Source organism: Rhizobacter sp. AJA081-3, from assembly GCF_017795745.1.
GTDB lineage: Bacteria > Pseudomonadota > Gammaproteobacteria > Burkholderiales > Burkholderiaceae_C > Piscinibacter.
This window is the reverse complement of record NZ_CP059067.1, coordinates 3,273,875-3,295,066: the sequence shown is the minus strand read 5'-3', so window position 1 is coordinate 3,295,066 and position 21,192 is coordinate 3,273,875. Positions and strand designations below refer to the sequence as shown.

The following is a 21,192-nucleotide window of genomic DNA, read 5'->3' as shown; positions in this document are numbered from 1 at the left end:
GGCTTGCTAGCATGGCCGCATGTTCCGGTCGCTGGTTCGCCGTCTCGCCCTGCTCGCAGCCGCCGCGACGATGCCGTTGGCCTGGGCTGCCGGCCCCGCGCCTGTTGCGCCCCAGCAGACCGTCTGCACCGTCACCGTCAATTCGGCCGACGAGAAGGAAGCGCTGCGCCGCCATCTGCCTGAATCGAAGTACCGCTTCGTCGAGCTCGTCGAGCGCGGCCGGCCGGACTGGCTGGACTCGTCGTGCCGTGCCGGCATCTCCTGCGATGTGCTCGTCATCTCCGGCCACTACGACGGTGGCAACTCGTTCTTTTCGGATCAGCTCGAGGTGCAGGAGCACCTGCCGGTCGACGAGCTGGAGCGCGTCTCGTGCAGCGACTCCTGCCCGGGGCTCTTCTCGCGACTGAAAGAGGTGTATCTGTTCGGCTGCAACACGCTGAACCCGCAGCCGCAGAGCAGCGCGTCGTCCGACATCGTACGCAGCCTCGTGCGCGAGGGCCTGGCGCCGAAGCAGGCCCAGCGTGAGTTGCAGTCGCTGGCTGCCGCGCATGGCGAGAGCAGCCGCGACCGCATGCGGCAGATCTTCAAGGGCGTGCCGGTGATCTACGGCTTCTCGTCGACGGCGCCGCTCGGCCCGACCGCGGCCTCGACGCTGGAGCGCTACCTGCGCGTCAGCGGCGATCGTGAGATCGCGCGCGGCCACCCCAGCGGCCGCCTGCTCGGCCACTTCGCGCCGTTCTCGATGACCGCGACGCAGGGCATGACCGACGAGGACCCGCACCTGCAGGCGCGGCATGACATGTGCCAGTTCGCCGACGATCGCCGGCCGCCAGCCGAGAAGCTCGGCTTCGTGCACCAGCTCCTGCAACGGCACACGGCCGAGGCACGGCTTTACATCGATCGCATCCGCCGTTTGACGAGCATGCTCGACGAGCCGATGCGGCAGCGGCCGGCCGTGGCGCAGGCGCTGGCCGCCATCGCGGGAGACGCAGCGGCGCGCGAGCGCTTTCTGGAGGACGCGCGCGTGGCCGAGCCGCCGACGGCGCGGGTCCGCCTGCTCGACGTCGCACGCGACCTGGCCTGGCTGACGGAAGACCGGCGCTGGGAGGAGCTTGCGCTGATGCTGGGCGAACTGCAGTCGCGGCGCCAGGTCGGCGTGCCGGAGATCGGGCTGGCCTGCGGCCTGAACGCGCAGGGCGACCTCGACGGCGCGTTCAACCGGCGTGTCGTGCCAGGCGGCGTGGCCGACGACGTGGCGCATGCGGCAATGCGTGCGTGCCTGGGCAGCGCCGAGGGCCGCGCGCGCGTGCTGCAGGCGCTGCAGAGCAAGGACGAGGCGGATGTGGCGATGGCGCAGGCCTACCTTCGTCACCAGCCGATCACCGATGTCGACGAACTGCGCAGCGTCGTTTCCGGCATCGCCGGAATGGCGCCGGGCGACGCCCAGGTCCGCGCACTCGAGTCGCTGGGCCGCCACTACCTGTCCGACCGCGAGGCGCTGGACACGTTGACGGACCTGTTCGCGCGGACGCCGTCATGGGAGGTACAGAACGCCATCGCCGGCATCCTCATCCGGGCCGACCGGAAGTCGCTCGCGCGCACGCGGCTGCTTCTCACGCTTGTCGAGAACCGCCGCCCGCCTGCGGGCGGGAACAGCATGGTCGACGCTCTGATCGTGCGCTTGCAGACCCCTTGAGCAGCCTCGCGCAAGGTCCCCCGGGCCGTCTAAGCCAGGCGCCTGCGGGGTTGCGCAGCACAGTCGGTTCGCGGCCCTTTGCGGTCTTCGTTGGACTGCTTTGCATGCGACGGGCATGGTCGCAGGTCGACGGCGGTACCCGCGTTCTCCGGCCCACGCTCGCGGGCGACCACTGCGGCACGCCACCCTCACCGCGTCAACAGCGTGTCCGGTTCGCTCCCGCCTGGGCGACCGCGAATGGGGCCTGCGCCCGCGGGTACCACCGCCGCCCTGCCGGCATCGGCGGTGGCCTGCCGTCACGAAGTCCTCGGTGCTGCTGGGGCAGGTGGTTCGGGTGTGCGATCGCAGGTCCCATTCGCGGTCGCCCTGGCGGGTGCAGGCCGCAGGCGTTGTTGATGAGGCAGCCGCCGCGTCCCTCGGTGGTCGCCCGCGAGCGTGGGCCGGAGAGCGTATACCCGGACCGCCTGCCCGCGCGCCCTATGAAGCGGTCACTTGTGAATCTGGCTCAAGGGTCGCAAGCCGCTTCTGACCGTCCCGGACGGGTCTTCGCACTGACCTGAGTCAAGCCGAGGAACTTGCTGGCGGTTACAGGCTCTTTCCACGCTCCTCGCGCATGTGGAACACTTACCCCATGGTGTATCAATGCCGCTTTTCTCGCATCGTCCCGCGCTTGCCGGCAGTCCTGCTGGCCTGCGTGGGTGCGGCTTGGTCGTTCGGGGCCCACGCTGCGCCGAAGACGGTGTGCACCGTCACGATCAACTCGCCCGACGAGAAGGAATCGTTCCAGCGCCACCTGCCGCCGAGCGACTATCAGTTCGTCGAACTGGTGCAGCGCGGCAAGCCGGACTGGCTGGCCTCGGCGCGCCGACGCGGAGTGAGCTGCGACGTGCTGGTGATCTCGGGCCACTTCGACGACGGCACCGAGTTCTACACCGACCGCCACGACGACCGGGAATTTCTCACCGTTCATGAGATGCAGCACGAGTCGTGCAGCGCTTCGGGTAACGGTCTGTTCTCGAAGCTCAAGGAGGTGTACCTGTTCGGGTGCAACACCTTGAAGTCCGAGCCGCGGCACGTGGCCGAGGGCGAGATCCGGCGCAGCCTGCTGCGCTCGGGCCATTCGCAGGCCGATGCCGAACGCGTGGCCGCGCAGCTGAGCGCACGTTATGGCCAGAGCAACCGCGACCGCCTGCGCCATGTGTTCAAGGACGTGCCGGTGCTCTACGGCTTCTCTTCGAAGGCGCCGCTCGGGCGCACCGCCGGGCCGCTGATGGAACGCTATTTCCAGACCGCGCCGGCGGGCGAGGTCGGCAGCGGCCGGCCGAGCCCGACGCTGCTCAAGTTGTTCGGCCCGAGCTCGATGATCGCGGTGGCGGGACTGAGCGACGCCGACCCGCATGCGGCCTTCCGTGCCGACATGTGCGGTTTCGCGGACGACCGGCCGTCGGACGCGCAGAAGGTGGCCTTCATGCACGAGGTGCTGAAGCGCGACGTGACCGAAGTGCGCATGTTCCTCGACCACCTGGAGCGCTACACCGCCGCGCTCGGCCCGCAGCGGCGAGCCGTGCCCGAGGTGGCCGCAGCGCTGGCCTCGATCGAGCGCGACCGCAGCGCGCGCGACCGCTACCTCGAGTTCGCCCGCGACGCCGACGAATCGACGGTGCAGGCGCGCATGATGTCCCTGGCGCGCCAGCTCGGCTGGCTCACGCCGGCCCAGGAGCAAGCCGAGTTCCTGCGCATGGTCAGCGACCGCATGGCGCGTGGCAGCCTGGGCAAGACCGAGGTCGATCTGGTCTGTACCACCTACCAGGAGCGTGAACCCGGCCTGGCCCGCCAGGTGATGGCCACCGGTGCCGTGCGCGCCGGCAACGTGGCGCATTCGGCGGTGCTGGCCTGCCTGGGCAGCCCGCAGGCGCACGAAGAGACGGTGCGTGCGTTGACCAGCTCACGCGACGAGGACGTCGCCACCGTGCAGGTCTACCTGCGCCACCGTTCGCTCGCCGACATCGGCGAGCTGCGCGCCGTGGCTTCGGGCATCGGCCGCATGACGGCGCCGGCCGCGCAGGTCCGCGCCCTCGAGACGCTGGCCAAGCAGCGGCTGGCCGACGCACAGAGCCTGCACGAGATCGCACGCCTGTTTCCGCTGGCCCGTTCGCTCGAAGTGCAGCGGGCGATCGCCGGCATCCTGATCCGCTCGGACACCAAGATGCTGGCACGTGCCGACCTGGCCCGCTCGCTGCGCCAGCACCGCCTCAAGTCTCCCGACGGATCGGACGTGATCGACATGCTGATCCGCGTGCTGCAGTCGACCTGACCGGGCACCGCCGCCTCCTGCCGCGCTCCGGCGCTGCGGCCGAGCGCTTGTCGAATGGGGCGGGCTAGGATCGTCGTGGCTGCATCAACCGCCCGGAGAACCACATGAAGACCTGTCTGACCGCCATGGCGCTGCTGCTGGCGGCCGCGGCCACCCATGCCGCACCCACCACCTATGCGATCGACCCGAGCCACACCTTCCCCAGCTTCGAGGCCGACCACATGGGCATTTCCGTGTGGCGCGGCAAGCTCAACAAGAGCAGCGGCAAGGTGCTGTACGACAAGGCCGCCGGCACCGGGTCCGTCGAGATCGTGACCGAGCTGTCCAGCATCGACTTCGGCATGGACGCGCTGGCCACCTGGGCTCGCGGCAAGGACTTCTTCGACGTGAAGAAGCACCCTCGCGCGGTCTTCAAGGGCAGCCTGCAGTCGCCGGTCGATCGCGTGCCGACCCAGCTCGTGGGCGAGCTGACGCTGCACGGCGTGACACGCCCGCTGACGCTGGCGGTCCACTCGCTGAAGTGCATCCCGCACCCGATGCTCAAGCGCGACTACTGCGGCGCCGACGCCAGCGGCAGCTTCAACCGCGACGACTTCGGCCTGGGCGCGGGCAAGGACTACGGCTTCAAGATGAACGTCGACCTGCGCATCCAGGTCGAGGCCATCGCACAGCCCTGACGCGGGTCGCGCCGCCAAGGCCGCGCGAGCGGGATCAGGCCGCCGCTGCGGCGCGCTGCACCTTGGCCGCCGCGCGGCGCGTCGCCTTGGCTTTCAGCGCCGGCCGGGCGGCCCGCTGGGCCGGAGCCGCCTGCTTGCGCGCGGCCTTGGCGGGGGCCGGTTTCGCCGCCCTGGGCTTGGCCGGTGCCGTGGCACGGCGGGCAGCCTTCACCGCCGACTTGGCGCGCTTCACGGCGTTGACGCCTCGCAGATGCTTGCCGCCGACGGCCTGCGCCAGCGCGTCCGCGCCCGCGGCCAGTTTCTCGGACACCGTCAGCGCGGCTTGCGCGCCGGTCAGGCTGAAGCGGGAAACGGCTTCCAGGCCGGTGGCGACGTAGCGGTTCTCGATGCCCCGGGCCAGATCGGCGACGCGGTCGATCTGTGCCGTGACGCCGCTGCTGCCGATCTCGATGGCGCGCTCGGTGCGCGCGCTGACGCTGTCGATGCCCTTGGCGGCGACGGCGCCGACCTTGCTCGTGGTCTGCTGCACCGCCTGGACCAGCGTCGGCGCGATGCGCCGGGTGCCGCGCTCCAGGTTGCGGCTCATCATCGCCAGCAGCCGGTGGCCGCTGGCTCGGTAGGCGCCCACCGCGTGTTCGGCCGCCTGGCGGTAGTTGGCAACGGTCTCGAGGGCGACGGTGCGCAGGGTGCTCTTGGTCATGACGTGCTTCCTTCAGTGAGGGGGTCTGTCCACTTGCCCGACCGAAAGGTGCGGCGGGGCAACTCCATGGACAGTGTCGTGACCTGCCCCTAGAGGGCGAAACCCAATCGGCACGGAGAATCTAGGCTGTGCACTCGAAAACGGGCGGCACGGCGCGCGCCGCCCGCCGCCTCAGAGGTTGCTGATCGCGCGCACCTCGTCGATCGTCGTCACGCCCTGCCAGACCTTCTCGATGCCGTCCTGGCGCAGCGTGCGCATGCCCTCGCGCAACGCCGTTTCCTGCAGCGCCTCGGCCCGTGAACCGGTCTGGATGAGGCGGCGCATCGCGCGCGACACCACCATCAGCTCGTGCACGCCGGCGCGCCCGCGGAAGCCGGTGTTGTCGCAGTTCGGGCAGCCCGGCGCGTGGTGCATGTGCAGCCGGCCGTCGCGGCCATGGCGGCCGATCCAGCCCGACAGGGTCTCCTGCCGCGCCTGCGGCGTGTCGCCTTCGGCGAAGGCGTGCATGTAGTCGGCCAGCAGCTCCTGCACCTCCTCGTCGGTGGCGGGCCGGCTGGTGCGGCATTCGCCGCACAGGCGCCGCACCAGCCGCTGCGCCAGCACGGCGAGCAGCGAGTCCGCGAAGTTGAACGGGTCCATGCCCATGTCGAGCAGCCGCGTCACCGTCTCCGGCGCGCTGTTGGTGTGCAGGGTCGACAGCACCAGGTGGCCGGTCAGCGAGGCTTCCACGGCGGTCTGCGCGGTCTCGGTGTCGCGGATCTCGCCGACCATGATCACGTCGGGGTCGGCGCGCAGGAAGGCGCGCAGCGCCTTGGCGAAGGTCCAGTCGATCTTCGGGTTCACCTGCACCTGGCGCAGCCCGGGCTGGGTGATTTCGACCGGATCCTCGGCCGTCCAGATCTTGCGCTCGGGCACGTTGATGTGCGAGAGCGCCGAATGCAGCGTGGTCGTCTTGCCCGAGCCCGTGGGGCCCACGCACAGCACCATGCCGTAAGGCCGCTCGACGACGCGCTGCAGCTCGGCCAGGTTGCGCTCCGACAGCCCGATGCGCGGCAGCGGGATCGGCTTGGCCGAGGCCAGGATGCGCATCACCACGTCTTCGAGGCCGCCGCTGGTGGGGATGGTCGCCACGCGCAGCTCGATGCGGTGCTGCGCGACGAACTTGGCGAAGTTCATCTTGCCGTCTTGCGGCTTGCGCTTCTCGCTGATGTCGAGGTCGCACATGATCTTGATGCGCGCGATCATCGCGTTGCGGTAGTTCGGCGGCAGCTCGAGATAGGTGCGCAGCAGGCCGTCCTTGCGGAAGCGGATGCGGATCTTCTCGCGCCCCGGGTAGCTCTCGATGTGGATGTCCGACACGCCGTCCTTGTGCGCCTCGGCGATCATGTTGTTGATCAGTCGCACCAGCGAGTTGTCGCTCTGCTCGATCGGCACGTCTTCGCCGCCGCCTGGCTGCGTTCCCTCGCGCTCCAGCGTTTCGATCAGCTTGTCGGTGTCGGTGAGCTGGAATTCGATGGCCTGCAGGTCGGTCTCCGGCCCGGCGCGCCCGCCGGTGGCCGCGCCGATCTTCTCGTAGGCGGCCTGCAGCGTGTCGTCGATGTCGCGGCACTGCGCGAGCACCGGCACCACCTTCATCTGCGCGCTGAACTCGGCTTCTTCCACCGCGGCGCGGCGCCGGGCCGGGTCGTCCAGCGCCACCACGAGCCGGCCGTCGCGGACCAGCAGCGGCATCAGGCGCAGCCGCTGCGCCACGGCGAACGGGATGCGTCGCAGCGCGTCGGGCTCGACCGGGAAGGCGTCCAGGTCGACCAGCGGGTAGCCCATCTTGCGTGACAGCGCCACCTGCAGGTCGCTGCGCGAGACCACGCCCATGCGCACCAGCAGTTCGCCCAGCGGCACGCCGCGGTCGCTCTGCTGCTGTTGCAGAGCCTCGTTCAGCTGCTCCTGCGTGATCATGCCCAGCGAGATCAGCGCTTCTCCCACACGCACCATCGGCATCTTCGCCTGGCGATCGATCGCCTCGAAGAGCTGATCGGGCGAGACCACCTGCCGCAGCAGCAGGATGTCGCCGAGCTTCTGGCTGCGCAGGTTCTTCTGCGTGCCCACCGCCTCCTCGATCTGTGCCGGCGTGACGCGGTTCTGCTCCACCAGCACCTCGCCGATGCGCGGGCCGAGCTCGTAGCTCTCGAAGGCGGCGCGCGGCACGAACATGCGGCGCACGCGGCCGGTGTCGTCTTCCGGCGGAAACAGGTACAGGCCGTGGTCGGTCTCGACGTGCCCGATGGTCTGGCCGCGCGTCTCGCCGCCGCCGGTGTAGGTGATGCGGTAGTCGCTGCAGGTGCGCTGGCCGAGCAGGATCGAGTGCGGGTCGCCCATCGGCAGCGGCTGAGGTGCCAGCGGCGTGGTCAGCGTCAGCGAACGGAACTGGTCGAAGCGCAGCGGCAGCGTGGTGCGCGCCGGCGGCAGCTGCACGTGGGCCACCGCTTCCTCGGGCACGAAGAAGGTCAGCCGCCCGGTGAGCTGCTTGTCGTTCAGGCCGACGATCTGGCACGGCATCGGGTCGGTCTGCGGCGCGGGCGCCGGGTAGCTGGCGAAGGGCGGGTGCGGCCAGCAGAACTCCTCGGGCGCGGCCTTCTCGGGCGCGGCGGGGCCGGCGCCCGGGCCTTTCGGCAGGTTCCAGTCCAGGGGGGTCGACAGATCGGCCATCGCGGTCCTCGTACGGCGCACTGCGTCCGCGCCGGGCAGGGGAACGCCGGGTCGCAGGCAGTCGCAGTGTCGATGGTGCGCCGCGGCGCGTGGCGGTGATGGCCGGAAATGGCGGGGCAGTTCCCGCCAGTTCAGCGCTTCATCTGCTCGGGCAGGAAGGTCACGATCTGCGGGAAGGCATAGAGCAGCACGACCATCAGCACCATCAGCATGAAGAAGGGGAAGGCGGCGCGTGCGATGGTGCCGATGTCCTTCTTCGTCATGCCCTGCAGCACGAACAGGTTGAAGCCCACCGGCGGCGTGACCTGCGCCATCTCGACCACGATGACGACGAAGATGCCGAACCACAGCGGGTCGATGCCGGCCTTCTGGATGGTCGGCAGGATCACGCCCATGGTCAGCACCACCATCGAGATGCCGTCGAGGAAGCAGCCGAGGACGATGAAGAACAGCGTCAGCGCGGCGATCAGCTGCCAGCGGCTCAGACCCAGCGTGCCGATCCACTCGGCCAGGTGGCGCGGCAGCCCGATGTAGCCCATCGACAGCGTGAGGAAGGCCGCGCCGGCCAGGATCATCGCGATCATGCAGTACAGGCGCGTGCCGCCGAGCAGCGAGTCGCGGAGGGTGGCCCAGTTCATCGAGCCCTGTGCGGCGGACAGGATCAGCGAGCCGACCACGCCCAGCGCGGCCGCCTCGGTGGCGGTGGCGATGCCGCCGTAGATGGAGCCGAGCACGGCGGCGATTAGCAGCACCACCGGGATCAGGTGGCGCGATTCGCGCAGCTTCTGCCCGAAGCTCATCGGCGCATCGGCCGGCGGGATCTGGTCGGCGTGCATCAGAGACCAGATCGCGATCCACCCGGAGAAGATGGCCGCCAGCACGATGCCCGGCAACACCCCGGCGATGAACAGCTGCGCGATCGACACGTCGGCGCTGACGCCGTAGACGATCATGATGATCGAGGGCGGGATCAGCAGGCCCAGCGTGCCGGCGCCGGCCAGCGAGCCCAGCGACATCATCTCCGGGTAGCCGCGTCGCTGCAGCTCGGGAAGGCTCATCTTGCCGATGGTCGCGCAGGTGGCGGCGCTCGAGCCCGACACGGCGGCGAAGATCGCGCAGCCGGCCACGTTGACGTGCAGCAGGCGACCGGGCAGCGCCTGCATCCACGGCGCCAGGCCGCGAAACATGTCCTGCGACAGACGCGTGCGGAACAGGATCTCGCCCATCCACACGAACAGCGGCAGCGCGGTGAGCGTCCAACTCGACGAGGAGCCCCAGATCGTCACCGCCATCGCGTCGCCGGCCGGCCGCGAGCTGAACAGCTGCATGCCGATCCAGGCCACGCCCGAGAGCGTCAGGCCGATCCACACGCCGCTGGCGAGGATGGCGAAGAGTGCGCCGACGAGCAGCAGCGTGATGGCGATGTCACTCATTGCGGGTGGCCTCGTCCGAAGCGAGCACGACGCGGCGGCCACGCGCCTCCAGCACCAGTTCGTCGACGAAGGCGATGGCCAGCACCGCGGTGCCCAGCGCCATGCTCAGCTGCGGGATCCACAGCGGCGTGGCATCGTTGGAGGTGGAGATGTCGTGGAAGGCGTAGGACTGCCAGGCCAGCCGCGCGCTGTAGAAGGCCGACAGCAGCGCCAGCAGCGAAGCGGCGAACAGCGCCCACAACTCCATGCCACGCTGCGCAGCGCCGGTGAGCCGGCCGATGAGCAGCGTCACGCGGATGTGCTCGCCGCGCTTGAGCGTGTGCGCCAGTGCCAGGAAACCGGCGCCGGCCATCATGTAGCCGGCGTAGGCGTCGATGCCCGGCACGTTGAAATGGAGCTGCCGGCCGAGGATGGACAACATCACCATCACCAGCAGCCCCACCATGAACAGCGCCGCGAGCGCGGCGCAGCCGTCGTACAGGCCATCCAGCGCGCGGCGCAGCCCGCCGTGCGCTTCAGTGGTCTCGCGGCGCATGCCGGTTTACTTGCGGAATGCGTCGACCAGCGCCTGGCCTTCGGGGCCGGCCTTCTCGAGCCACTCCTTGAGCATCGTGTCGCCGACCTTCGTCATGTCGGCCTTGAGCTGCGGCGTCGGCGGCGCGATGGTCATGCCGTTCTTCTTCAGCAGCTCGAGGTACTCGGTGTTCTTGACCTTGCTGGTGGACCAGCCGCGGGCCTCGGCGTCGGCCCCGGCCTTCAGCACGGCGGCTTGCGTCGGCTTGTCGAGCGCGTCGAAGGCGGCCTTGTTGACGATCACCGCGTTCTTCGGCAGCCAGGCCTGCGTGTCGACGAAGTACTTGATGTGCTCGTAGGTCTTGGTGTCGTAGCCGGTGGCGCCGCTGCTCATGTAGCTCTCGACGACGCCGGTGGCCATGGCCTGCGACAGCTCGGCCGCCTGCACGGTGACTGGCTGCGCACCGACCAGCTCGGCGATGCGCGCGGTGGCTGGGCTGTAGGCGCGCCACTTCACGCCCTTCAGGTCGGCGGCCGAGGCGATCGGCTTCTTCACGTAGATGCCCTGCGGCGGCCAGGCCACGGCGTACAGCAGCATCATGCCCTGCTCGCCGAGCTTCTTGTCGAGCAGCGGCTTCTGCGCCTTGTACAGCTTCATCGACTCGTCGTAGCTGTCGGCCAGGAAGGGCAGGCCGTCGGCACCGAAGATCTGCCACTCGTTCTGGTAGTTCACCAGCAGGATCTCGCCGATCTGCGCCTGGCCGCCCTGGACGGCGCGCTTGATCTCAGGTGCCTTGAACAGCGAGGCGTTGGCGTGCACGGTGATCTTCAGCTTGCCGGCGGTGGCCTTGTCGACGTCGGCGGCGAACTGCGTCAGGTTCTCGGTGTGGAAGTTGTTCGCCGGGTAGGCGGCGGGCAGATCCCACTTGGTCTGGGCGAAGGCGGAGCCGGCCGCGAACAGGCTGGCGAGGGCGATGATGAAGCGCGAGGACATGGGGTCTCCCTGAAAGAAGAAGCCTGGAGAATAAGCGCTGCGGGCAGCGTCGCGATTGAGGACCTTCCCGGCGCATGCAATGCCCGTGCCGGGGATCGGCACATCGAACGGGAGCGGCGTTTGAACCTGCGTTTCGTGGAGGCGTTCTTCTGGGTGGCGTCGCTGAAGAGCATGTCGCGCGCCGCCGAGAAGCTATTCATCACCCAGTCGGCCATGTCCAGCCGCATCGCCGCGCTGGAAGAAGAGCTCGGCGCGCTGCTGCTTGACCGGCGCGACAAGCAGATCCGCCTGACCGTGGCGGGCACGCGCTTCCTCGTCTATGCCGAACGGCTGCTGGCGATGCAGCGCGAGATCAAGTCCGAGATGGGTTCGGCGGCCGCGCGCGCGCTGTCGCTGCGCCTGGGCGCGATCGAGTCGGTGCTGCACTCCTGGCTGATCGAGTGGGTGCAGCACATGCGCGAGACGCAGCCCGGCTTCGAACTCGAGCTGACGGTGGAAACCACGCCGGTGCTCGTCGAGCAGGTGCGCCGCGGCACGCTGGACCTGGCCTTCGCCGCGCTGCCGGCCGGCGGTGACGGCCTGCGCAGCCGAGCCTTGCCGCCGATGGAGATGGTCTTCGTCGGCCACCGCGAGCTGCACCGCAAGCGACGCTATGCGCTGGCCGATCTGGCCGGGCTGGAGCTGCTCACCTTCCAGCGCGGCTCCCAGCCCCACGTGGCGCTGCTCGACCTGTTCCGCCGCGCCGGCCTGGAGCCGCCGCGGGTGCACACCATCTCGTCGATCTCGGCGATGGTGCAACTGGTCGAGGGCGGCTTCGGTGTGGCCACGCTGCCGCGGGCGGCGGTGCGCCGCCTCACCGAGCGCCTGCCGCTCAAGCCCCTGGCCTGCGACGTGGCGCTGACGCCGCTGCCGGTGCACCTGAGCTACCGGCACGATCCCGGCGGCGGTGTGCCCTCGGCATTGATCGATGCGGTGCTCGCCTTCGCCGGCAGCGCTCGCGCGAGCGTGAAAGCTTCAGTTCCAGCGGCGCCGGCCGATATCCGTCTGGCGGAAGAAACGCCTGCTCGAAACCGTACCCGACCACGATCGTGATCCCTTCCCCTGCACCGGACGTGGCGGCGCTCATCGAGCGAGCGCTCGGCGTGATCATGGCCGACGGCGAAGCCGCTGCGATTCTGGCCGGCCAGGTGCTGGCCAGTGCCTCGGCGGACGCCGAACAGCGGCTGCAGGCCATCTGCATCCTCGCTCTCTTCGAACTGCGCGAAGGCACCCTGGAGGCGGGCATCGCGCAGCTCGAGGCGGCGCGTGCCGCGCACGATCCGGCCCGCTGCGCCGCTCGGACGGGCTGGCTGATCGAGCATGTGCAGACGCAGCAGTTCCGTCGCGAAGGCCGACTGGCCGACGCGCAGGCGGGTTTGCGCCTGCTGCACCTGCAGGCCGAGCAGCGCCCGGCCGTCGATGCCTACCTCAGTGCGGGTTCGCTGGGCGTGGTGCTGTCGATGCAGGGCGACAACGACGGCACGCTGGATCTCTTCTATCAGGCGCTGGCGATCGCGCGCCGCAGCGGTGTCGACAGCCTCGTGGTCAACGCGCTGAACAACCTCGGCTCCTTCCAGTCGGACCTGTACAACCTGGAGGATGCGCGCCCGCTGCTGGAGGAATGCCTGGCCGGCGCGCAGCGCGTCGGCTCGCGCCGCCAGACCATCTACGCCGCGGGCAACCTGGTGCAGTGCCTGTGCCTCATGGGGCGACCCGCCGAGGCGCTGGTGGTGGCGCGCGAGCACCTGATGGGGAAGATCCGTGCCGACGACCTGCCGGCCCTGCACCGAGACGAAGAGATCGCCCAGGCCCTGCTCGACAACAGCCTAGTCGACGAGGCGCAGGCCGCGCTCGGCGGCGAGGTGCACATCGACCCGATGAGCAACGAGCTGGCCACCGCACGCGTGTGGCTGGGCGCGCGCATCCTGCTGGCGCGCGGCCAGGCCGGCGAGGCCCTGCGGCTGTGCCTGGCGCGCCAGGCCTTGCTGCGCCAGCAGGGCGAAGAGAGCACGGTCGCCATCGATCGCGTCAACCTGCTGCGCGTGGCAGCGCAGGCGGCCGGCGGCGTGGGCGACCATGCGCTGGCCTACCGGTTGCTCGATGCCGCCTTCAGAACGCACGAGGCGCTGCTCGGCCGCGCCGCCCGCTCGCGCCAGATCAGCCTGCAGATCTCGCACCGGCTGCAGCAGGCGGAATGGGAGCGCGACAGCGCGCAGCAACTCGCCGGCCGGCTCGAGACGCTGAACGCGTCGCTGCGGTCCCAGGTGGCCGAGAACGAGCGCCTGCAGGAGCGGCTGCGCGCCCAGGCGCTCGAAGATCCACTCACCGGGCTGCACAACCGCCGCCACCTGTTCGAGGCCGGCGGCGCGCTGCTGGCCCTGCTGCGGCGCCGCGTGGTGCCGCTGGCCGCGGCGCTGGTCGACCTCGACCACTTCAAGCAGGTCAACGATCGCCATGGCCACGACGCCGGCGACCGCGTGCTTCGCGGATTCGCCGAGCTGGCACGTTCGGACACGCGGGCCGAGGACATCGTCTGCCGCTACGGCGGCGAGGAGTTCGTGCTGCTGTTCCCCGGCGCCGATGCGCCGCAGGCGGCGGCGCGGCTGCGCGACCTGCTGCAGCGCTTTCAGGCGACGAACTTCGAGGACGCCAGCGGCGGAAGTTCTGGTATCTCCGGCGTGGCGAAGCGCGGCCTCATGCTCGCCGGGCCGATGCGGCCGATGCGGGCGGCCGCGCGGCCGCGCGCTGGTGAGGATCGACGGCAGCCCCGCTGATCGATAAAACCGATCACGACATAGAAAAAAATCTCGTTTGTCGGGGGTGAGTCGGCGGCAACAGAATCCGCCGCATGCCAGACCACCCCCCGATCCACGACGCCACGCCGGCCCAGGCCCGCGCGCTGATCCGCGCCGGCCGATGGACGAGCCACACCAGCGGCATCGCCGAGCGCCACGTGCAGGGCAACGTCGTCATCCTGCCCAAGCGCTGGGCCGACGACTTCCTGCTCTACTGCCAGCGCAACCCCAAGCCCTGCCCGCTGCTGGCCGTGGGCGAGCCCGGCGTCGCCGCGCTGCCGCGGCTGGGCCAGGGCATCGACATCCGCCACGACGTGCCGCGCTACCGCGTCTGGCGCGACGGCGAACTGGTCGAGGAGCCCACGGACATCGCCGCGCTGTGGCGCGACGACCTGGTCAGCTTCGTGCTCGGCTGCTCGTTCTCGTTCGAGCAGGCGCTGCGCGACGAGGGCATCGCGCTGCGCCATGTCGACGAGGGCAAGAACGTGGCGATGTTCCGCACCTCGATCCCGACCGAGCCGGCCGGCGTGTTCTCCGGCCCGCTGGTGGTGACGATGCGCCCGCTGCGCCCGGCCGCGGCGATCCGCGCGGTGCAGATCACCTCGCGATTCCCCGACGTGCACGGCGCGCCGGTGCACATCGGCGATCCCTCGCAGATCGGCATCGGCGACCTGTCCCGCCCCGACTACGGCGACGCCGTCGAGGTCAAACCCGACGAACTGCCGGTGTTCTGGGCCTGCGGTGTCACGCCCCAGGCGGCCATCGCGCAGGCGCGACCCGAGTTCTGCATCACCCACGCGCCCGGCGCGATGCTGATCACCGATCTGCTGAACCACCAGCTGGCCAGCTTCTGAACCCCAACCCCTGCCCGGAGATGCCCCGATGAAGTCCTTCGTCCTCTCGATGCTCGGCGCCACGCTGTTCGGCGGCGCCCTGGCCCAGACGCCCGCCGCGACGCAGTGGGACCTGCCCACCGGCTACGCCGTCGGCAGCTTCCAGACCGAGAACGTGCAGCAGTTCGCTGCCGACGTGGCCAAGGCCAGCGGCGGCAAGCTGAAGATCGTGCTGCACCCCAACGGCTCGCTCTACAAGGCCAATGAGATCAAGCGCGCGGTGCAGACCGGCCAGGCGCAGGCCGGCGAGTTCATCCTGTCCGGCGCGGCCAACGAGAACGCGCTGTTCGGCGTCGATTCCATCCCCTTCCTGGCCGACAGCTACCCGGCAGCGAAGAAGCTCTCCGACGCCTCCCGGCCGGCCATCGAAAAGCTGCTCGCCGCGCAGGGCATGAAGCTGCTGTTCGTCTCGCCCTGGCCTGGCCAGAGCCTGTACAGCAGCAAGCCGGTCGAGACCATCGCCGATCTCAAGGGCACCAAGATGCGCGCCTACAACCCGGCCACCTCGCGCATCGCGCAGCTCGCCGGCGCGCAGCCCACCACCATCCAGCTCGCCGAGCTCGGCCAGGCGCTGGCCACCGGCACGGTGGAGAACTTCCTCACCTCCAGCGCCAGTGGCGTGGAGAACAAGCTCTACGAGAGCGTGAAGTACTTCTACGGCGTGAACGCCTGGCTGCCGAAGAACGCCGTGGTCGTGCAGGCCAAGGCCTTCGAGACGCTGGACAAGCCGACGCAGGAAGCGCTGCTGAAATCGGCCGCCGCCGCCGAGGCCCGCGGCTGGGCCACCAGCGAACAGAAGAACAACGAGTACCTGAAGGAGCTCGCCGCCAAGGGCATGAAGGTGGCCGCGCCCAGCGAAGCGCTGACCCGCGAGCTGCGCAAGATCGGCGCCACCATGACCGCCGAGTGGCTCAAGCAGGCCGGGCCCGACGGCCAGGCGGTGATCGACGCCTTCTCGAAGTGATCGGCGCGCCATGCACCGCTTCGTCGCTGCCTTCGATCGATGGCTCGCCGTGCTGGCCGCGCTGGCGATGGTCGCGGCCTTCGTCACCGTCGCGCTGGGCGTGATCGCCCGGCTGGCCGCGTGGGATCTTCCGGGACTGGATGCGTACGCGGGTTACGCCATCGCCGCGGCGCTGTTCCTCGCGCTGCCGCAGACGCTGCGCCGCCAGGAGCACATCCGTGTCACGCTGCTGATGGATCGCCTCGGGCCGCGCTCCCGCGCGGCGCTGGAGTGGTGGTCGCTGCTGGCGGGCTTCGCGTTGGCGGTCTACATGGCGATTTACGCGGTGCGGCTGGTGTGGGTGTCGCACGGCATGCACGACGTCTCGCCCTCGGCCGATGCCACGCCGCTGTGGATCCCGCAGATCGCTATGGCGCTGGGCTGCGCAGGTTTCGCGCTGTCGCTGGCCGAAGCGATCGTCTCGCGCTGGGCGGGTGCAGCCTACTTCCAGCGTGTCGGCCCGGAGGCCAGCCATGTCGAATGACCTGCTGATCACCGGCTTCCTGATCGTGATGCTGCTGGCCGTGCTCGGCTCGGGGCTGTGGATCGGCCTGTCGCTGCTCGGCGTCGCGGTGCTGGCGATGGAGCTGTTCACGCAGCGCCCGGTGGGCGACAGCATGATGCTCACGATCTGGGGCTCCACCTCGAGCTGGACGCTGACCGCGCTGCCGCTGTTCCTGTGGATGGGCGAGATCCTGTTCCGCACCAAGCTGTCGGAAGACATGTTCCGCGGCCTGGCGCCGTGGATCGGCCGCCTGCCCGGCCGCCTGCTGCACACCAACGTGATCGGCTGCGCCATCTTCGCGGCCGTGTCGGGATCCAGCGCCGCCACCTGCGCCACCATCGGCAAGATCACCCTGCCCGAGCTGAAGCGGCGCGGCTACCCCGACGACATGGCGGTGGGCACGCTGGCCGGCGCCGGCACGCTGGGCCTGCTGATCCCGCCGTCGATCATCATGATCGTCTACGGCGTGGCGGCCAACGTGTCGATCGCCAAGCTGTTCATGGCCGGCGTGCTGCCGGGCATCCTGCTCGCGCTGGTGTTCATGGGCTACATCGTCGTGTGGGCGCTGCGCCACCCCGAGCAGGTGCCGCCGGCCGACCCGCCGACCTCGTTCGCGCAGAAGCTCGCCGCCTCGCGCCACCTGATCCCGGTGGTCACGCTGATCGTGCTGGTGCTCGGCTCCATCTACACCGGCGTGGCCACTGCCACCGAGGCGGCGGCGCTGGGCGTGGGCGGCTCGCTGCTGCTGGCTGCCATCGAAGGGTCGATGAGCTGGAAGGCGCTCAGCGAAGGCCTGGCGTCGGCCACCCGCGTGTATTGCATGATCGGACTGATCCTTGCCGGCGCGGCCTTCCTCACGCTCGCGATGGGCTTCATCGGCCTGCCGCGGCACCTGGCCGAGTTCATCGGCGGCCTCCAGCTCAGCCCCTTCGCGCTGATGCTGATGCTGGTGGTGTTCTTCATCGTGCTCGGCTGCTTCCTCGACGGCATCTCGATGGTCGTGCTGACCATGGCGGTGCTGCTGCCCACGGTGCAGAAGGCCGGCTTCGACCTGATCTGGTTCGGCATCTTCGTCGTGCTGGTGGTCGAGCTGGCGCAGATCACGCCGCCGGTGGGCTTCAACCTGTTCGTGCTGCAGGGCCTGACGCGGCGCGACATCACCTGGATCGCCGCCAAGGCCATGCCGCTGTTCTGGCTGATGCTGGCCTTCGTGCTGCTGCTGTGGTTCGTGCCCGGCATCGCCACCTGGATGCCCTCGCGCATGTAGCGCGGTGGGACGTTCCCGTACCATTCTTCCCAACGACATGAATGCACACCCCACCCCCGCCGGTGACCGCTGGCAGTTCTGGATCGACCGTGGCGGCACCTTCACCGACGTGGTCGGCCGCCGGCCGGACGGATCGCTGGTCACGCACAAGCTGCTCTCGGAGAACCCGGAGCAGTACCGCGACGCCGCGGTGGCGGGCATCCGCCACCTGCTCGGGCTGAAACCCGGCGAGCCCATCACGCCGGCGCAGGTCGAGTGCGTGAAGATGGGCACCACGGTGGCCACCAACGCGCTGCTCGAGCGCAAGGGCGAGCCGACGCTGCTGGTCATCACCAAGGGCTTCCGCGACGCGCTGCGCATCGGCTACCAGGAGCGGCCGCGCCTGTTCGAGCGCCACATCGTGCTGCCCGAACTGCTGTACAGCCGCGTCATCGAGGCGCAGGAGCGCGTGGGCGCCGACGGCGGCGTCATCGAGCCCTTCGACGAGATGCACCTGCGCGAGCGCCTGTGGGCCGCCTTCGACGCCGGCCTGCGCAGCGTGGCCATCGTCTTCATGCACGGCTACCGCTACCCGGCGCACGAGAAGGCCGCCGCCGCATTGGCGCGCACGCTGGGTTTCACGCAGGTCAGCGTGTCGCACGAGGTGAGCCCGCTGATGAAGCTGGTCGGCCGCGGCGACACCACGGTGGTCGATGCCTACCTCTCGCCCATCCTGCGCCGCTATGTCGAGCAGGTGGCCGGCGAGATGCCGGGGGTGAAGCTGTTCTTCATGCAGTCCAGCGGCGGCCTGACCGACGCGCATGCCTTCCAGGGCAAGGACGCGATCCTCTCCGGCCCGGCCGGTGGCATCGTCGGCATGGTGCGCACGGCCCAGTTGGCCCAGTTCGACAAGGTGATCGGCTTCGACATGGGCGGCACCTCCACCGACGTCAGCCATTTCGCCGGCGAGTTCGAGCGTGCCTTCGAGACGCAGGTGGCGGGAGTGCGCATGCGCGCGCCGATGATGAGCATCCACACGGTGGCGGCGGGCGGCGGTTCCATCCTCAGCTTCGACGGCGCACGCTTCCGAGCCGGACCCGAGAGCGCGGGTGCCAACCCCGGCCCGGCCTGCTACCGGCGCGGCGGGCCATTGGCGGTGACCGATGCGAACGTGATGGTCGGCAAGATCCAGCCGGGGTTCTTCCCGAAGGTGTTCGGGCCGGCAGCGAATGAAGCGCTGGACCGCGACGTCGTGGTGGCGAAGTTCAGCGCGCTGGCCGCGCAGATCGAGCAGGCCACCGGCACGAAGCGCAGCCCCGAGCAGGTCGCCGAAGGTTTCATCGATATCGCCGTGGGCGCGATGGCCAACGCGATCAAGAAGATTTCCGTGGCGCGCGGCTACGACGTCACGCGCTACACGCTGCAGTGTTTCGGCGGTGCCGGCGGCCAGCACGCCTGCCGGGTGGCCGATGCGCTGGGCATGGACCGCGTCTTCGCGCACCCGCTGGCCGGCGTGCTGTCGGCCTACGGCATGGGCCTGGCGGACCAGAGCGTGATGCGCGAGGCCGCGGTGGAGCTGCGCCTGGCCGATGCGCTGCCCGCGGTGACGCAGCGGCTCGACACGCTCGCGGCGGAGGCCGAAGGCGAATTGCGCCGGCAGGGCGTGAGCGGCGGCGCGATCCGCACCCACCGCCGCGTGCATGTGCGCTACGAGGGCACCGACTCGGCGCTGGTCGTGCCCTTCGGCGCGCCGGCGGAAATCCAGTCGGCCTTCGAGGCTGCGTACCGGCAGCGTTTCGCTTTCCTGATGAAGGAGCGCGCGCTGGTGGTGGAGGCGGTGTCGGTGGAGGCGGTGGGGGCCGGCGACGCACCGGCTGAAAGCCCGCAGGCCACGCTCGCGCCGGCAGTGATGCCGGCCGAAGAGACGGTCAAGCTGTTCAGCGGCGGCCGCTGGTGGGACGCCGCACTGGTCGTGCGCGAGGTCGCCCAACCCGGTCTGTTCATCGACGGGCCGGCGATCATCGCGGAGAAGAACGCCACCACCGTGGTGGAGCCCGGCTGGCGCGCAAGAGTCACCGCGCTCGACCACCTCGTGCTCGAACGTGTGCAGCCGCGCGAGCAGCGCCGCGCCATCGGCACCACGGTCGACCCGGTGATGCTGGAGGTGTTCAACAACCTGTTCATGAACATCGCCGAGCAGATGGGCCTGCAACTGCAGAACACCGCCTACTCGGTGAACATCAAGGAGCGGCTGGACTTCTCCTGCGCGCTGTTCGACGCGCAGGGCCAGCTCATCGCCAACGCGCCGCACATGCCGGTGCACCTGGGCTCGATGAGCGAGTCGATCAAGACGGTGATCGCCGGCAATGCCGGGCGCATGCAGCCGGGCGACGTCTACGCGCTCAACGACCCCTACCACGGCGGCACGCACCTGCCCGACGTGACGGTGGTCACGCCGGTGTTCGACGAAGCCGGGCGCGAGATCCTCTTCTACGTCGGCAGCCGCGGCCACCATGCCGACATCGGCGGCACCACGCCGGGTTCGATGCCGCCGTTCTCCACGCGCATCGAGGAAGAGGGCGTGCAGATCGACAACGTCAAGCTGGTCGAGGCCGGGCGCCTGCGCGAGGCCGAGATGCTCGAACTGCTCTCCAGCGGCGCGTACCCCTCGCGCAATCCGCCGCAGAACATGGCGGACCTGAAGGCGCAGATCGCGGCCAACGAGAAGGGCGTGCAGGAACTGCGCAAGATGGTCGCGCAGTTCGGCCTGGACGTGGTGCAGGCCTACATGCGCCACGTGCAGGACAACGCCGAGGAGTCGGTGCGGCGTGTCATCACGAAGCTGAAGGATGGCTCGTTCACGCTGCCGCTCGACAATGGCGCGCGCATCAGCGTGGCGATCCGCGTGAATGCGGCCGAACGCAGCGCCGAGATCGACTTCAGCGGCACCAGCGCGCAACTGACGAACAACTTCAACGCGCCCACCGCGGTGTGCATGGCGGCGGTGCTCTATGTCTTCCGCACCCTGGTGGGCGACGACATCCCGCTGAATGCGGGCTGCCTGAAGCCCCTGAAGGTGATCATCCCCGAAGGCTCGATGCTCAACCCGCGCCCGCCGGCCAGCGTGGTGGCGGGCAACGTCGAGACCTCGACCTGCATCACCAACGCGCTGTACGGCGCGCTCGGCGCGATGGCCGCGGGCCAGTGCACGATGAACAACTTCACCTTCGGCAATGCGCGCCACCAGTACTACGAGACGATCTCGGGCGGCAGCGGCGCCGGCCCCGGCTTCGATGGCACCAGCGTCGTGCAGACGCACATGACCAACTCGCGCCTGACCGACCCCGAGGTGCTGGAGTTCCGCTTCCCGGTGCGGCTGGAGAGCTACGCGATCCGCGCCGGCTCGGGCGGGGCAGGGCAGTGGAAGGGCGGCAACGGCGGCACGCGGCGCGTGCGCTTCCTCGAGGCGATGACGGCGTCGATCCTCTCCAACGGCCGCCACCACGGCGCCTTCGGCATGGCCGGCGGGCAGCCGGGTCAGCCCGGCGCCAACCGCGTCGAACGCGCCGATGGCCGCGTCGAGAAGCTCGACCACATCGGCTCGGTGGAGATGGCCCTGGGCGACATCTTCGTGATCGAGACGCCCGGAGGCGGCGGCTACGGCCCGCCGGGCTGACC

Annotated in this window: 15 protein-coding genes; 10 read left to right on the top strand and 5 right to left on the bottom strand. The window is 69.8% G+C overall.

Annotated features, from left to right (window positions below; all coding sequences use genetic code 11):
- Window positions 1–19 precede the first annotated feature (19 nt).
- From HZ992_RS15855 to HZ992_RS15845, 3 genes are all read left to right on the top strand, one after another.
- A complete protein-coding gene (locus HZ992_RS15855; RefSeq protein ID WP_209382802.1) occupies window positions 20–1,696 on the top strand; it encodes a hypothetical protein in 1,677 nt (558 codons plus the stop codon).
- A 670-nt stretch (window positions 1,697–2,366) separates the two neighbouring features.
- A complete protein-coding gene (locus tag HZ992_RS15850; RefSeq protein ID WP_209382801.1) occupies window positions 2,367–4,010 on the top strand; it encodes a hypothetical protein in 1,644 nt (547 codons plus the stop codon).
- 104 nt (window positions 4,011–4,114) lie between these two features.
- Window positions 4,115–4,687: a YceI family protein gene (locus HZ992_RS15845; protein WP_209382800.1), complete on the top strand. Its 573-nt coding sequence runs from the start codon at window positions 4,115–4,117 to the stop codon at window positions 4,685–4,687.
- A 34-nt stretch (window positions 4,688–4,721) separates the two neighbouring features.
- On the opposite strand, the gene HZ992_RS15840 is transcribed toward HZ992_RS15845, so the two are convergent.
- The 5 genes from HZ992_RS15840 to HZ992_RS15820 form a co-directional block, all read right to left on the bottom strand.
- A complete protein-coding gene (locus HZ992_RS15840) occupies window positions 4,722–5,387 on the bottom strand; it encodes a hypothetical protein (protein ID WP_209382799.1) in 666 nt (221 codons plus the stop codon).
- A gap of 171 nt (window positions 5,388–5,558) precedes the next feature.
- Window positions 5,559–8,093 (bottom strand): GspE/PulE family protein, encoded by a 2,535-nt coding sequence (locus HZ992_RS15835; protein ID WP_371816738.1) that lies wholly within the window; start codon window positions 8,091–8,093, stop codon window positions 5,559–5,561.
- A gap of 131 nt (window positions 8,094–8,224) precedes the next feature.
- The gene (locus HZ992_RS15830) at window positions 8,225–9,526 is read right to left on the bottom strand and encodes a TRAP transporter large permease (protein WP_209382798.1); all 1,302 of its coding nucleotides are present in this window, start codon (window positions 9,524–9,526) and stop codon (window positions 8,225–8,227) included.
- The gene (locus HZ992_RS15825; RefSeq protein ID WP_209387197.1) at window positions 9,519–10,028 is read right to left on the bottom strand and encodes a TRAP transporter small permease; all 510 of its coding nucleotides are present in this window, start codon (window positions 10,026–10,028) and stop codon (window positions 9,519–9,521) included. The genes HZ992_RS15830 and HZ992_RS15825 overlap by 8 nt, the downstream gene beginning before the upstream one ends.
- A 39-nt stretch (window positions 10,029–10,067) precedes the next feature.
- On the bottom strand, window positions 10,068–11,033 hold the full coding sequence (locus HZ992_RS15820; protein ID WP_209382797.1) for a TRAP transporter substrate-binding protein: 966 nt from the start codon (window positions 11,031–11,033) through the stop codon (window positions 10,068–10,070).
- 120 nt (window positions 11,034–11,153) lie between these two features.
- On the opposite strand from HZ992_RS15820, the gene HZ992_RS15815 reads away from it, so the two are divergent.
- The 7 genes from HZ992_RS15815 to HZ992_RS15785 all read left to right on the top strand — a co-directional run bounded on the left by HZ992_RS15815 (window position 11,154) and on the right by HZ992_RS15785 (window position 21,190).
- Window positions 11,154–12,125, top strand: a complete 972-nt coding sequence (locus HZ992_RS15815; RefSeq protein WP_209382796.1) for a LysR family transcriptional regulator — start codon at window positions 11,154–11,156, stop codon at window positions 12,123–12,125.
- The gene (locus tag HZ992_RS26055; protein WP_209382795.1) at window positions 12,122–13,846 is read left to right on the top strand and encodes a GGDEF domain-containing protein; all 1,725 of its coding nucleotides are present in this window, start codon (window positions 12,122–12,124) and stop codon (window positions 13,844–13,846) included. The genes HZ992_RS15815 and HZ992_RS26055 overlap by 4 nt, the downstream gene beginning before the upstream one ends.
- Before the next feature lie 74 nt (window positions 13,847–13,920).
- Window positions 13,921–14,721 (top strand): putative hydro-lyase, encoded by an 801-nt coding sequence (locus HZ992_RS15805; RefSeq protein ID WP_209382794.1) that lies wholly within the window; start codon window positions 13,921–13,923, stop codon window positions 14,719–14,721.
- A gap of 28 nt (window positions 14,722–14,749) precedes the next feature.
- Entirely contained in the window at window positions 14,750–15,724 is a 975-nt protein-coding gene (locus tag HZ992_RS15800; RefSeq protein WP_209382793.1) for a TRAP transporter substrate-binding protein, read from the top strand.
- 10 nt (window positions 15,725–15,734) lie between these two features.
- Window positions 15,735–16,247 carry a TRAP transporter small permease gene (locus tag HZ992_RS15795; protein ID WP_209382792.1) on the top strand — a complete coding sequence of 171 codons (513 nt, stop codon included), beginning with the start codon at window positions 15,735–15,737 and terminating at the stop codon, window positions 16,245–16,247.
- Window positions 16,237–17,535 carry a TRAP transporter large permease gene (locus HZ992_RS15790; protein ID WP_209382791.1) on the top strand — a complete coding sequence of 433 codons (1,299 nt, stop codon included), beginning with the start codon at window positions 16,237–16,239 and terminating at the stop codon, window positions 17,533–17,535. Before HZ992_RS15795 ends, HZ992_RS15790 begins: the two co-directional genes overlap by 11 nt.
- A gap of 37 nt (window positions 17,536–17,572) precedes the next feature.
- Entirely contained in the window at window positions 17,573–21,190 is a 3,618-nt protein-coding gene (locus HZ992_RS15785; protein ID WP_209382790.1) for a hydantoinase B/oxoprolinase family protein, read from the top strand.
- Window positions 21,191–21,192: the final 2 nt, after the last annotated feature.

Bases quoted from the DNA above. Each gene is read 5' to 3' on its own strand.
- HZ992_RS15855 (WP_209382802.1), top strand. From the start codon at position 20: ATGTTCCGGTCGCTGGTTCGCCGTCTCGCCCTGCTCGCAGCCGCCGCG.
- HZ992_RS15845 (WP_209382800.1), top strand. From the start codon at position 4,115: ATGAAGACCTGTCTGACCGCCATGGCGCTGCTGCTGGCGGCCGCGGCC.
- HZ992_RS15840 (WP_209382799.1), bottom strand. From the start codon at position 5,387: ATGACCAAGAGCACCCTGCGCACCGTCGCCCTCGAGACCGTTGCCAAC.
- HZ992_RS15835 (WP_371816738.1), bottom strand. From the start codon at position 8,093: ATGGCCGATCTGTCGACCCCCCTGGACTGGAACCTGCCGAAAGGCCCG.
- HZ992_RS15830 (WP_209382798.1), bottom strand. From the start codon at position 9,526: ATGAGTGACATCGCCATCACGCTGCTGCTCGTCGGCGCACTCTTCGCC.
- HZ992_RS15820 (WP_209382797.1), bottom strand. From the start codon at position 11,033: ATGTCCTCGCGCTTCATCATCGCCCTCGCCAGCCTGTTCGCGGCCGGC.
- HZ992_RS15805 (WP_209382794.1), top strand. From the start codon at position 13,921: ATGCCAGACCACCCCCCGATCCACGACGCCACGCCGGCCCAGGCCCGC.
- HZ992_RS15800 (WP_209382793.1), top strand. From the start codon at position 14,750: ATGAAGTCCTTCGTCCTCTCGATGCTCGGCGCCACGCTGTTCGGCGGC.
- HZ992_RS15795 (WP_209382792.1), top strand. From the start codon at position 15,735: ATGCACCGCTTCGTCGCTGCCTTCGATCGATGGCTCGCCGTGCTGGCC.
- HZ992_RS15790 (WP_209382791.1), top strand. From the start codon at position 16,237: ATGTCGAATGACCTGCTGATCACCGGCTTCCTGATCGTGATGCTGCTG.
- HZ992_RS15785 (WP_209382790.1), top strand. From the start codon at position 17,573: ATGAATGCACACCCCACCCCCGCCGGTGACCGCTGGCAGTTCTGGATC.